The sequence below is a fragment of the Ensifer sp. Root558 genome, from assembly GCF_001427045.1.
GTDB lineage: Bacteria > Pseudomonadota > Alphaproteobacteria > Rhizobiales > Rhizobiaceae > Ensifer > Ensifer adhaerens.
In genome coordinates this window covers 204416-215945 of record NZ_LMGC01000036.1, presented here as the reverse complement: position 1 = coordinate 215945, position 11530 = coordinate 204416, and the positions used below count along the sequence as shown (strand labels likewise).

Annotated in this window: 13 protein-coding genes; 4 read left to right on the top strand and 9 right to left on the bottom strand. The window is 62.1% G+C overall.

Annotated elements, in window-relative coordinates:
• Positions 1-81: 81 nt before the first annotated feature.
• The gene (locus tag ASD63_RS30495) at positions 82-948 is read right to left on the bottom strand and encodes an ABC transporter substrate-binding protein (RefSeq protein ID WP_234798816.1); all 867 of its coding nucleotides are present in this window, start codon (positions 946-948) and stop codon (positions 82-84) included.
• A 380-nt stretch (positions 949-1328) separates the two neighbouring features.
• Between ASD63_RS30495 and ASD63_RS30490 the strand changes: the two genes are divergently transcribed.
• Complete coding sequence (locus ASD63_RS30490) at positions 1329-1796, top strand: membrane protein (RefSeq protein WP_034799505.1); 468 nt, start codon at positions 1329-1331, stop codon at positions 1794-1796.
• Entirely contained in the window at positions 1793-3169 is a 1377-nt protein-coding gene (locus ASD63_RS30485; protein WP_034799502.1) for an FAD-containing oxidoreductase, read from the top strand. Before ASD63_RS30490 ends, ASD63_RS30485 begins: the two co-directional genes overlap by 4 nt.
• Before the next feature lie 26 nt (positions 3170-3195).
• On the opposite strand, the gene ASD63_RS30480 is transcribed toward ASD63_RS30485, so the two are convergent.
• The 8 genes from ASD63_RS30480 to ASD63_RS30445 all read right to left on the bottom strand — a co-directional run bounded on the left by ASD63_RS30480 (position 3196) and on the right by ASD63_RS30445 (position 10430).
• Positions 3196-4347, bottom strand: coding sequence for a M20 aminoacylase family protein (locus ASD63_RS30480; protein ID WP_034799498.1), 1152 nt, complete (start codon positions 4345-4347; stop codon positions 3196-3198).
• Positions 4348-4357: 10 nt separating this feature from the next.
• Positions 4358-5122, bottom strand: coding sequence for an ATP-binding cassette domain-containing protein (locus ASD63_RS30475; RefSeq protein ID WP_034799495.1), 765 nt, complete (start codon positions 5120-5122; stop codon positions 4358-4360).
• A 14-nt stretch (positions 5123-5136) separates the two neighbouring features.
• Positions 5137-5838: an ABC transporter permease subunit gene (locus ASD63_RS30470; RefSeq protein ID WP_060530303.1), complete on the bottom strand. Its 702-nt coding sequence runs from the start codon at positions 5836-5838 to the stop codon at positions 5137-5139.
• Positions 5838-6551: an ABC transporter permease subunit gene (locus ASD63_RS30465; protein WP_034799489.1), complete on the bottom strand. Its 714-nt coding sequence runs from the start codon at positions 6549-6551 to the stop codon at positions 5838-5840. The genes ASD63_RS30470 and ASD63_RS30465 overlap by 1 nt, the downstream gene beginning before the upstream one ends.
• Positions 6552-6711: 160 nt before the next feature.
• On the bottom strand, positions 6712-7512 hold the full coding sequence (locus ASD63_RS30460) for a transporter substrate-binding domain-containing protein (protein ID WP_034799485.1): 801 nt from the start codon (positions 7510-7512) through the stop codon (positions 6712-6714).
• Between the two features lie 27 nt (positions 7513-7539).
• Positions 7540-8343, bottom strand: coding sequence for an arginine deiminase family protein (locus ASD63_RS30455; RefSeq protein WP_034799482.1), 804 nt, complete (start codon positions 8341-8343; stop codon positions 7540-7542).
• A 31-nt stretch (positions 8344-8374) separates the two neighbouring features.
• Entirely contained in the window at positions 8375-9346 is a 972-nt protein-coding gene (locus tag ASD63_RS30450; protein ID WP_060530302.1) for an arginine deiminase-related protein, read from the bottom strand.
• 1 nt (position 9347) lies between these two features.
• Positions 9348-10430, bottom strand: coding sequence for an ornithine cyclodeaminase (locus tag ASD63_RS30445; protein ID WP_060530301.1), 1083 nt, complete (start codon positions 10428-10430; stop codon positions 9348-9350).
• A gap of 92 nt (positions 10431-10522) precedes the next feature.
• Here ASD63_RS30445 and ASD63_RS30440 point away from each other — a divergent pair, with 92 nt between their 5' ends.
• Together ASD63_RS30440 and ASD63_RS30435 are read left to right on the top strand one after the other, a co-directional pair.
• Entirely contained in the window at positions 10523-10948 is a 426-nt protein-coding gene (locus ASD63_RS30440; RefSeq protein ID WP_034799473.1) for an Lrp/AsnC family transcriptional regulator, read from the top strand.
• 52 nt (positions 10949-11000) lie between these two features.
• On the top strand, positions 11001-11522 hold the full coding sequence (locus ASD63_RS30435) for a hypothetical protein (RefSeq protein ID WP_060530374.1): 522 nt from the start codon (positions 11001-11003) through the stop codon (positions 11520-11522).
• Positions 11523-11530: the final 8 nt, after the last annotated feature.

Below are 11530 nucleotides of genomic sequence, written 5' to 3'. Positions count from 1 at the left end.
CTGTGCCGGCGCATCTCCGGCACCTGCAGGCCTATCCCCGGAACGCCAGCCATCCGACCAGCGTCCCGGATCTCCGTCAACTTATTTCAGAAAGCCGTTCTTCTTCAGGAAGTCCTCGGCGACCGCCTTGGCCGGTTCGCCGCCGACCTGCACGCGACCGTTCAGGTCTTGCAGCGTCACCAGGTCCAGTTTCTCGAACACGGGCTTCAAGAGTTCCTCGATCTGCGGGTTTTCCTTGAGCACCGCTTCGCGAATGATCGGGGCCGGCTGATAGACGGGCTGGACGGCCTTGTCGTCTTCCAGGACCACGAGGCCGGACGGGGCGATGCCGCCGTCGGTGCCATAGACCATGGCTGCGTTCGCACCGTTGGTCTGGTTTGCCGCGGCCGCGATCGTCGCCGCGGTATCACCGCCGGAAAGCGTGATCAGTTGGTCCTGCTTCAAGGTGAAGCCGTAGGTGGTTTGGAACGCCGGCAGTGCGGCGGCCGAATTCACGAATTCCGACGACGCCGCCAGCACGACCTTGCCGCCGCCAGCGATGTACTTGCCGAAATCGCTCAGCGTCTTCAGCTTGTTTTCGTCGGCGACTTCCTTGCGCAGGCCGATCGCCCAGGTGTTGTTGGCCGGCGATGGCGTCAGCCAGACGATCTTGTTGACATCGTAGTCTAGCTTCTTGGCCGTCTGGTAACCCTTGGCAGCATCCTTCCAGACCGGATCGTCGGCCTTTTCGAAGAAGAAGGCGGCATTGCCCGTATATTCCGGATAGATGTCGATCTCGCCGGCGGTGATCGCCTTGCGTACGACCGGCGTCGCCCCAAGCTGGACGCGATCGACCGTCTTGATGTTGTTGGCGTTGAGCACGGCAAGGATGATGTTGCCAAGCACCCCGCCCTCCGTGTCGATCTTCGAGGATACGACCACATCGGCGCTCGCCGCCGCGGCAGTCATGGTCAAGGCAAGGGCAGTTCCGATAAGCAGTCTGGTCAGGCGCATAGGTTTCTCCTCGGATTTCGATGCGCAAGTTTGATCACGGAACGTCCGCTCCGTCGGGGCAAGCCATTCCATATATGTCAGCCCCCGGCAAAAAATAGGGTTGCATCCAGAGACTGTGGCAGGCGAATATTTTCCTACATTGATAAACACGATCGAAAGCATAGACTACCGTTTATGGCGGTAGCTGATTGGGCGTTGCAATCGCCGGCGTTGTCGGCCACTCTGATCGCGGCCCGCCAGAAACATCCGCTTTCACTCTTGGTTGCGATGCCGCTCGACCCGAACCGCTTGGGGGCTGGTGGCTTGGGTTCGCCCGGCGAACGTTCGGGGACACGATGTCGATCTATTTTCTGACGCTCATTATCGGCGTGGTCGCTGGCCTGCGCACCATGACCGCACCCGCCGCCGTCAGTATTGGCGCAGCCGCGGGATGGCTGCCGCTCAGCGGTACCTGGGCGGCCTTCATGGGCTTTCGCTTCACACCTTACATCTTCGGCCTCCTGGCCCTAGTTGAGTTCGTCACCGACCAATTGCCGAGCACACCGAGCCGAAAGGTGCCGCAACAGTTCGGCGCCCGCATCGTCAGCGGCGCGTTCTGCGGGGCCGCGCTCGGATTGACCGGACATGCTATGCTCCAAGGATTGGTCGCCGGCGTCATCGGTGCCGTCATCGGCACGCTCGGCGGCTATGAAGCCCGCAAGCGCCTCGTCGCGGCCATCGGCGGCAAGGACCTGCCGATCGCCCTTCTCGAGGATGCTGTTGCCGTTCTCCTCGCACTCTGGGTGGTGTCCTCGGTCTCATGACGAAACATTTCGACGCAATCATCATCGGTGCCGGCCAGGCCGGCCCATCGCTTGCTGGCCGGCTGACGGCAGCGGGCAAAACCGTCGCGCTGATCGAGCGCAAGCACTTCGGCGGCACCTGCGTCAACACCGGCTGCATGCCGACCAAGGCGATGGTCGCGAGCGCCTATGCCGCGCATCTGGCGCGACGGGGCGCGGACTATGGCGTGACGACCGGTCCCATCACCATCGACTTTACCCGCGTCATGGCGCGCAAGGACACGGTGCGGTTCACGTCCCGGGGAAACATCGAAAACTGGCTGAAAGGCATGGAGAACTGCACAGTCTTCGAAGGCCATGCGCGCTTCGAAAGCCCGCATGAGATCCGAGTCGGCGCCGCGCTGCTCTCGGCCGACCAGATCTTTCTGAATGTCGGCGGACGCGCCGCAACCCCGGATTTCCCTGGTGTCGCGGAGGTGCCCTATCTCACCAACGTCTCGATCATGGATCTCGACACCCTGCCCCGCCACCTGATCGTCGTCGGCGGCAGCTATATCGGACTCGAGTTTGCGCAGATGTTCCGTCGCTTCGGCTCCGAGGTCACCGTAATCGAGAAGGGGCCGCGGTTGATCGGCCGGGAGGATGCGGACGTTTCAGACGCCATTCTCGCGATCCTCGAAAAAGAGGGCATCCAGTTTCGCCTCAATGCCGAATGCATCCGCTTTGCCAGGAGCGGCGACGATGTCGTCGCCGGCGTGGATTGCACGGCGGGCGCACCCGAGATCGTCGGCTCTCACCTGCTGCTGGCAACCGGCCGCCGGCCGAACACGGACGACCTCGATCTCGGCCGGAGCGGCGTCAAGACTGACGCCCGCGGCTATGTTGAAGTCGACGAGACGCTTAAGACCAACGTGCCGCACATCTTCGCGATGGGTGATTGCAACGGTCGCGGCGCCTTCACCCACACGGCCTATAACGACTTCGAGATCATCGCCGCCAATCTGCTCGACGGAGAGGCGCGGAAGGTCAGCGATCGCATTTCAACCTACGGCCTCTTCATCGATCCGCCGCTCGGCCGCGCCGGCATGACCGAGACCGAGGCGCGCAAGTCGGGGCGCAAGCTGCTCATCGGTACGAGGCCGATGACCCGCGTCGGCCGCGCCGTGGAAAAGGGCGAGACTGAAGGCTTCATGAAGGTGATCGTCGACGCCGACAGCAAGGAGATCCTCGGTGCATCGATCCTCGGAACGAGCGGCGACGAGGCTGTGCAGAGCATCCTCGACGTGATGTATGCGGGCAAGCCCTACACGACGATCACGCACGCGGTTCATATCCACCCAACCGTGTCGGAACTGATCCCGACGGTCTTCGGCGACCTGCACCCGGCCACCTGAGCGGCCGGGCAATTGATGCCGCGCGCTTAAACGAGCGCTGCGCGTGCGAGCTGGTAGAAATAGGTCGCGCCGCGCTCAAGGATGTCGTCGTTGAAATCGTAGCGGGTTGTGTGCAGCCCGCTGCTGTCGCCATTGCCGATCAGCACATAGGCGCCCGGCACCTTTTCCAGCAGGAAGGAGAAGTCCTCGCTGCCCATCAGCGGCTCGGGCAGTTCGACATAGGCATCCGCGCCGAATGTGTCGGCGATCACCGCACGCGCATCCTCGACCGCCTCAGCATCGTTGATCGTCGCGGGATACCCGACCTGCCAGTCAAAGACGGCTTCGGCGTTGTAGCTTTCCGCCTGCAGGCGGGCGACCTGCTCGACGCGCTCCTGCAACTGCTTGCGGACAACAGGATCCATCGCGCGCATGCTGATTTCCAGCACTGCGGTATCCGGAATGATATTCGAGGCCGAACCCGCCTGGAACGAGCCGACCGTCAACACGGACGGCTGGTGCGGCGACACATTGCGCGACACCAGCGTCTGCAGCGCCATCACCACGCTGGAACCGACGACGACCGGGTCGACCGTCAGTTCCGGCTGGGCGCCGTGGCCGCCCTTACCCTTGATCGTCAGCGTCAGCACGTCGATCGATGCCGCCATGGCACCGGCGCGGCTGGAGAACTGGCCGACCGGAAGACCCGGCCAGTTGTGAAGCGCATAGACCCGCTCGCAAGGGAAGCGCTCGAAAAGGCCGTCTTCGATCATCAGCTTGCCGCCGCCGAAGTTTTCCTCGGCCGGCTGGAAGATCAAATGAACCGTACCGTTGAAGCTTTCGTCCTTCGACAGCGCCCAGGCGGCACCGAGCAGCATGCTGGTGTGGCCGTCATGGCCGCAGGCATGCATCGCGCCCGGATGCTTGCTCTGGTAAGCAAGACCGGTCTCTTCGTGCATCGGGAGCGCGTCCATGTCGGCGCGAAAGCCGATGGCGCGGTTGCTGTTGCCACGCTTCAGCGTTGCAACGATGCCGGTTATCGCAAGACCGCGCGTAACCTCGAAACCCCAGGACTGCAGCAGTCCCGCAACGAACTCCGAGGTCTTCACCTCGGAAAGGCCGATCTCGGGCATTTCGTGCAGCTTGTGGCGGATATCGACGAGTTCGGGCAGGAACTCGGAAAAATTGGTGTCGCGCATCGGGGTTTCCTCAAGCCATCTGCAGGAACTGGCGCAGGCGCGCCGATTGCGGGTCACGCATCATCTGCTGGGGGGCGCCGCGTTCTTCGACCAAACCCTTGTGCAGGAAGATCACTTCGCTGGAGATATCACGGGCGAGTGACATTTCGTGGGTGACCATCACCATGGTGCGGCCCTCTTCGGCAAGCTTCTTGATGACGAGCAGCACCTCGTTGACGAGTTCCGGATCAAGCGCCGAGGTCGGCTCGTCGAAAAGCATCACCTCAGGCTTCATTGCCAACGCGCGGGCGATTGCCGCGCGCTGCTGCTGACCGCCCGAGAGCTGATTCGGATAGTGGTCGCGCTTGGGCGTGATGCCGACCTTCTCCATCAGCAGTTCGGCTTCGCCGATCGCATCCTTCTTGGTCATGCCGAGCACGTGGATCGGCCCTTCGATGATGTTTTCGAGAATGGTCTTGTGGGACCAGAGATTGAAGCTCTGGAACACCATGCCGAGGCGCGTGCGGATATGTTCGAGCTGCCGCTTGTCGGCTGCATGGAACTTGCCGTCCTTGCCCTTGATGGTGCGGATCACCTCGCCGGAGACGGAGATCTCGCCCTCGTCCGGCGTCTCCAGATAGTTGATGCAGCGCAGAAGCGTGCTCTTGCCCGAGCCGCTGCTGCCGATCAGCGAGATGACGTCGCCGGACTTCGCCTCGAAGGAGACGCCTTTCAGCACCTCGACGGATCCGAAGCTCTTGTGAATGTTGTTTACGGAAAGCGCTGATGCAGCCATGTCCGTTCCTCCTCTTATGCCTTCGCCGTGCGGTAGCGCGTCAGCCGCTTCTCGACCACGCCCATGACGCGCGTCAGGATGAACACGACGGTGAAATAGATGATGCCGGCGGCGATCAGCGGTTCGAAGATCAGCAGCGACTGGCGCTGCAGCATGCGGGCGGTGCCCATGACCTCAAGAATGGTGATGGTCGAGGCAAGCGACGTCGTCTTCAGCAGGATGATCAGGTCACCCGTCAAAACCGGCAGGCATGATCGGAACGCCTGCGGCAGGGTGATGCGGCGCAGGACCATCGACGAGCGCATGCCGATCGATTTTGCCGCCTCGATCTGGCCGCGCGGGATCGCCTTGATCGCGCCGCGGATGACCTCGGCATTGTAGGACGCCTGGTTGAGGCTGAGTGCAAAGATCGCATACCACAGGCCGTCACGCAGATAGGGCCAGAGGAAGCTATGTCGCACCCAGGTGCCGGGTAGGATTTGCCCGAGGCCGTAATAGATCAGGTAGATCTGCACCAGAAGCGGCGTGCCGCGGAAGGCGAAGGTGAAGACATAGGCCGGAACCGAAAGCACGCGGCGACCGGAAAGCCGGGCGAGCGCCACGAGCGTGCCGATGACGAGGCCGAAGACGCCGGCGACCGCCGTCAGAAGCAGCGTGAGCGGTGTCGCCTTGATCAGCGCCGGCAGGAAGCCGACGACGTTGGAGATCGTTTCCATCAGTTGTGCCCCCGATTGAGGCGGCGCTCGATCTGGGCGATCACCAGGACGGACACGAGCGTAATTGCCAGAAACAGAATGGCCGTCAGCCCGTAGAAGAAGATGTACTGCTTGGTGCCTGCCGCCGCGCGATAGCCCGTGTAGAGCAGCTCGCTGAAGGAGCCGAGCACGCTGATGATGGCGCTTTCCTTGGTGATAGACAGCCAGAGATTGCCCATGCCGGGGACCGCGTGGCGCATCATCTGCGGGAAGATGATGCGGGTGAAGACCTTGCGCCTGTTCATGCCGATCGAAACCGCCGCCTCGATCTGGCCCGGCGGCACGGAGAGGAAGGCCGAGCGCAGCACCTCGGTCATGAAGGCGCCGGAGACGAAGGCGAGCGCGATGATCGCCGCCCAGAACGAGCTGAACTGGAAGGTTTCGGCGACGAGCCCGAAGTGCTTCAACAGCCGCTCGGCACCGCTCGCGACCGAGAAATAGAGAAGCAGGATGACGAGCAACTCAGGCAGCGAGCGCACGACCGTCGTGTAGATATCGGCAAGGAAACGCGGGATCCGGTGCTTCGACAGTTTGCCGGCAGCGCCCAGGAAGCCGAAGAGAACCGCAACCGCATAGGCGACCACGGAGACCTGCAGGGTCATCACCAGGCCCCAGGCGAAATCGTCGCCCCAGCCCTCGCCGCCCCAGGCAAGCAATTGCCAGTAATAGTCCATCCGTCGTTACCTGTTCCCGATTGTCTCGTCAGCCCCTACGCCGCTGCCCGATCGGTGCGGGCAAGGTGGCTGTAGCGGTTGCTGCGATGGTGCCCCGGCGCTGCGGCCGGTTTTGGCGAATGAGGGCGGCGACGCTGGCCGCCGCCCTCCGAAATTCGGTTTACTTCTTGCCGAAGATCCACTTGTCGACGAGCTTCTGCGTCGTGCCGTCCTTTTCGAGCGCGGCAAGGCCGGCATTGACCTTGTCGAGGGTCGCAGCGTCACCCTTGCGGACGGCATAGGCGACGCCTTCGCCGAGCGTGACGTTCTTCGGCACTTCGACCTTGACCTCGTAGTCGGCGCCTTCAGGCGTCTTCAGGAAGGTCTGGATGTAGAGGTCGGGGATGAGCACGTAGTCGACGCGACCGGCGATGAGGTCGGCGACCGAGTTGTCGGCGGTGTCGTAGCTCTTGGCTTCGGCGCCGGTCAGGTACTTGGCGACATAGGCCGACTGCACGCTCGACGTCTGCACGCCGATGATCTTGCCCTCGACGCTTGCCGGGTCGATGATCTTGCCAGAACCGTCGGCGGCGTCGGCCGTCTTGATCTCGCTCGTGTCACCCTTGGAGCCAACGAAGGACGTGCCTTCGGTGTAATAGGGCGTCGAGAAATCGACGACCTGGCGGCGCTCGTCGGTGATCGAGAAGGCGCCGATGATGAAATCGACCTTGTTTTCCTTCAGCGACGGGATGAGACCGTCCCAGGCCATCTGGTTGATGTCGCACTTGACGGCCATCTTCTCGCAGAGCGCGCGGGAGAGATCGGCTTCAAGGCCCTCCCACTCGCCGCCGGCGTTCACCTGGGTGAAGGGCATGTAAGGCTCCGGCGTCATGCCGAGGCGCAGCGTCTCCTCGGCAAACGCGCTGCCGGCAGCCATGGAAAGGGCGATCCCTGCGAACAGGGCGGTCTTCAACGTCTTCATATGTTCCTCCTCGGGGATTGCGTCGGATCAGAGCGTGTTGCTGAACCAGCGTAGCGACATGCAGGAAAGACCTGCGTCGATCTTGCCGATCTCCGTCGTCTTCATCGGCACGACCTTGTAGCCGAGCTTGTCGAGCATCTCGATCGTGCGCGGGAAGTCCGAGCCGACCATGACGACGTCGTTGACGCGCAGCGCATTCGCTGCCGGCTCTTCGCCTTCGGGAATGATCACCTGCTTGAAGCGCTCGAAGGCGCCGGACTTGGCGAGGCGCGCGGTCGAAAGCACGGTCTCGTCGTCGAGCAGCGAGCAATCGGTCTTGAAGTGCAGCACGCCTTCAGGCGTGGCGACGATCTCGCTTTTGCGACCGAGCTTGGTCAGGCAGGCCTGAAGTGCTTCGGCGCCAACCTTGTTGGTACGGGCCGAAAGGCCGATCATCACGCTTTCGCGGGTGGTCAGAACGTCGCCGCCATCGGCAAAGCCGGTGCCTGGCAGATCGAGAACCGTTTCGAACATGGCGCGAAGCGTCGGCTCGATCTCCGGCGTTTCCTTGACGCGGGTTTCGGCACCCGGACGCAAGAGGATCGCGCCTTCGGTGAAGACCAGCGCCGGATCTTCGACGAAGATCGAGTCCGGGAAGGCTTCGAGCGCCGGCAGCACCGTCACCTTCACGCCCGCGTCCTTCATCGCCGCGATATAGGCATCGTGTTCTGCCTTTACACCTTCGAAGGTGGGGTTGCCGCGGTCATCGGCGCGAAGGCCGTTGACGACCGACTTCGACGGGGTGCGGACGATGATGTTGTTGAACTGGTAGACGGGGCGTGACTGCGACATTTGTAGTACCTTTGGCTTGGATGAGGTGCTTCTATCGATCGGACATGGCGGCGTAAAGCGGTTGCTTGTTCACGTTTTCCCGACGTGACAGGTGAACGCCAGCGAGCATGCAGCGCACGGAGCCGCCCGCGAGCTCGATGGTCGGAACGTCGAAGGCGAGAACATGGGCAGAGACTTCGAGCGCCTTGATCTGGTCGGCGCGGAGCGAGGCGAGCGCGCGAGCCGACATGACCACGACGCGGCCATCGGCACCGTCGAGTTCGATGGCATTGCCGGCGAAGTTCTCGATTTGCTCCAGCGTCAGATCGATGACCTGGCGGCCGGTTTCCTCAAGCCGCAAGCAGATCTCCTGGCGACGGGCGAGATCCGGGATCATGCTCGTGCCGATCAGCGCAAACTCGGTGCCGATGCACATCAGCACGTTGGTGTGGTAGATCGAGTTGCCCTGGCGATCGATCGCGCCGAAGATCATCGGCTCGAAATTGAAGTGGGTGCAGAAGCGTTCTAGCGCCACTTCATTGGTGCGGTTGGAACGTGCGGCATAGGCGACGCGACCGATATGGTCGAGCACCATGGCGCCCGTGCCTTCGAGATAGACGCCGTCCTTTTCAAGGCCGGAGTAATCGATCACGTCCTGAACGCGGTACTCGTTCTTCAGCATCTCGATGATGTCGGAGCGGCGCTCGCTTTGGCGGCTTTCCGAATACATCGGATAGATCGCGACATGGCCACCCGAATGGGTCGAGAACCAGTTGTTGGGGAACACCGAGTCCGGCCGCGTCGTCGTCTCGTCTTCGAAGAGATGGACTGCGACGCCGGCGTTCGAAAGCCCGTCGGCCATGCGGCTCACTTCGTCATAGGCGGCCTTGGCGATCGCAGTCGGCTGGCGCGCCGCGTCGGTCGCCTGGAAGGCATTGTCCTTGGCCGTCATCGGGTTGGGGCCGAAGTGGTGCGGGCGGATCATCACGACGCCCTTCGGCGCCTGTACGGACAGTCTCTTCATGTTATGCGGCACTCCGCTCGGCAGGGACCGCCGGCTGCTGCCGGAACAGGCCGTAGAGATCGCGCGGATGGTCCGGCTGGGTCGTAAGGTCGAGCTCGGTGTAGAATGCGGTACCCTGGATCTTGTCGCGCAGGAAGCGCAGGGCCGAGAAGTCTTCGGTAGCAAAACCAACGGAATCGAAGATGGTGATCTGGGCGCTCGAGCGACGGCCTTCGGCCTCGCCGGCAATCACCTGCCAGAGTTCGGTGACCGGGAAGTCCGGCGCCATCTGCTGGATCTCGCCCTCGATGCGGGTCTGTTCCGGATATTCGACGAAGACGTCGGCGCGGCGCAGGATGTCCCCCTGCAACTCCGTCTTGCCGGGGCAATCGCCGCCAACGGCGTTGATGTGAACGCCGGCGCCCACCATGTTGTCGGAGAGGATCGTGGCATTGCGCTTGTCGGCCGTGACAGTCGTGATGATGTCCGCGCCAGCAACCGCTTCTTCCGCCGTGGTTGCGACGACGATGTCGAAGTCCATATCCGAGAGGTTGTTGCAGAACTTGGCGGCGGCTTCCGCATCGATATCGAAGACCTGAAGGCGCTTGACGCCAAGAAGGGCGCGGAAGGCGAGCGCCTGGAATTCGGACTGGGCGCCGAGACCGATGATCGCCATCGAGCGGGCATCAGGACGTGCGAGGTACTTCGCGGCAAGCGCCGATGTCGCCGCCGTGCGCAGTCCCGTCATGATCGTCATTTCGGAAACGAGACAGGGGTAGCCGGTGCTGACGTCGGAAAGAACGCCGAAGGCGGTCACCGTCTGCAGGCCGACATTGGGGTTCTTCGGATGGCCGTTGACGTATTTGAAGCCGTAGTGCTCGCCGTCCGAGGTCGGCATCAACTCGATGACGCCGGTCTTCGAGTGGCTGGCCAGCCGCGGAGTTTTTTCGAAAACGTTCCACCGGCGGAAATCGTCTTCGATGTATTCCGCAAGACCCACAAGAAACGTCTCAATGCCGATCGATTTGACCAGCTCGATTACGTTGCCGACACCGACATACTGAACCACGTTTAAAACTCCATCGGAGAAATTCGATGAAGTCAGCCTAGGCTTGCAAGAAGTGAGTTGAAATTTTAAACCTGCGCAAAATTACAGGACATATTGAGCAATTTGCGCAATCGTAATATACACCTTTCATGCATATCTTCGATGACCTCGACCACCAGCTCATCTCGCTCCTGCGAGAAGACGGGCGCGCGCCCTACTCCAAGATCGCTGCGGTGCTCGGCATATCGAGGGCGACCGTGCAGACTCGCATCGACCGGCTGCTCGAAAGCGGCGCGGTCCTGGGCTTCACGCTGCGCGTGCGGCAGGATTATGACGATCGCGCCATCCGTGCGATCATGATGATCGAGGTGAGCGGCCGAAACACCACCAAGGTGATCAAATACCTGCGCGGCCTGCCGGAACTTTATGCCCTGCACACCACCAACGGCGGTTGGGACCTGGTCGCCGAAATCCGCGCTAACAGCCTTAGCGATTTCGACCGCATCCTGCGCGAAGTGCGCGACGTCGAGGGCGTGTCGAACAGCGAAACGAGCATTCTGCTCAGCACCGTCTGACGCTCCTACCCATCATCTGCGCAGCTCGCGCACGACCAAGACAGGCATGACCATGAGCCATATCCCCCAGATCGACTACGACACCGCCTCGGATGAAATCCGCGCCGCCCACGACGAGGAGGTGCGCGTGCGTGGCCGCATGACCAACATGAAGCGCACGCTTTTACATTCGCCGGTCGCGCACCGGATCTATGCGGAATGGTTCACGCTCCGCGAGGAACTACGCCCTACCCTCGACGACAGGGCGATCTGGTTCCTCTCCCATTCCATTTCGGAGGCCATGAAATCCCCAATCGCCATGGGCTTCTTTCGTCGCGCCTTCGCCAATGCCGGCATCGATTTTCACACGGACGTGCCGAGCGAAGACGAACAGCGCCTGATCGCGTTCGGCCGCGCCATCGTCGCCGACAGCAATGCCGTTCCGGAGGAAATCTGGGTTGGCCTCAAGGCACGCTACGACGCCAAGGCGCTGGTCGACCTCGTCGCTTTCTCCGGCATCATGGTGGCGACTGCGCTTTTCAACAATGTCGTCGAAGTGGAGTTCGACAAGGAACTGGAACCCTTCGTCGATTGAGACAGTGA

Excerpts from the sequence above, each read along its gene's own strand:
- ASD63_RS30495 (WP_234798816.1), bottom strand. The coding sequence starts at position 948 with ATGACTGCCGCGGCGGCGAGCGCCGATGTGGTCGTATCCTCGAAGATC.
- ASD63_RS30475 (WP_034799495.1), bottom strand. The coding sequence starts at position 5,122 with ATGGCTGCATCAGCGCTTTCCGTAAACAACATTCACAAGAGCTTCGGA.
- ASD63_RS30480 (WP_034799498.1), bottom strand. The coding sequence starts at position 4,347 with ATGCGCGACACCAATTTTTCCGAGTTCCTGCCCGAACTCGTCGATATC.
- ASD63_RS30485 (WP_034799502.1), top strand. The coding sequence starts at position 1,793 with ATGACGAAACATTTCGACGCAATCATCATCGGTGCCGGCCAGGCCGGC.
- ASD63_RS30440 (WP_034799473.1), top strand. The coding sequence starts at position 10,523 with ATGCATATCTTCGATGACCTCGACCACCAGCTCATCTCGCTCCTGCGA.
- ASD63_RS30460 (WP_034799485.1), bottom strand. The coding sequence starts at position 7,512 with ATGAAGACGTTGAAGACCGCCCTGTTCGCAGGGATCGCCCTTTCCATG.
- ASD63_RS30455 (WP_034799482.1), bottom strand. The coding sequence starts at position 8,343 with ATGTCGCAGTCACGCCCCGTCTACCAGTTCAACAACATCATCGTCCGC.
- ASD63_RS30450 (WP_060530302.1), bottom strand. The coding sequence starts at position 9,346 with ATGAAGAGACTGTCCGTACAGGCGCCGAAGGGCGTCGTGATGATCCGC.
- ASD63_RS30490 (WP_034799505.1), top strand. The coding sequence starts at position 1,329 with ATGTCGATCTATTTTCTGACGCTCATTATCGGCGTGGTCGCTGGCCTG.
- ASD63_RS30470 (WP_060530303.1), bottom strand. The coding sequence starts at position 5,838 with ATGGAAACGATCTCCAACGTCGTCGGCTTCCTGCCGGCGCTGATCAAG.
- ASD63_RS30465 (WP_034799489.1), bottom strand. The coding sequence starts at position 6,551 with ATGGACTATTACTGGCAATTGCTTGCCTGGGGCGGCGAGGGCTGGGGC.
- ASD63_RS30435 (WP_060530374.1), top strand. The coding sequence starts at position 11,001 with ATGAGCCATATCCCCCAGATCGACTACGACACCGCCTCGGATGAAATC.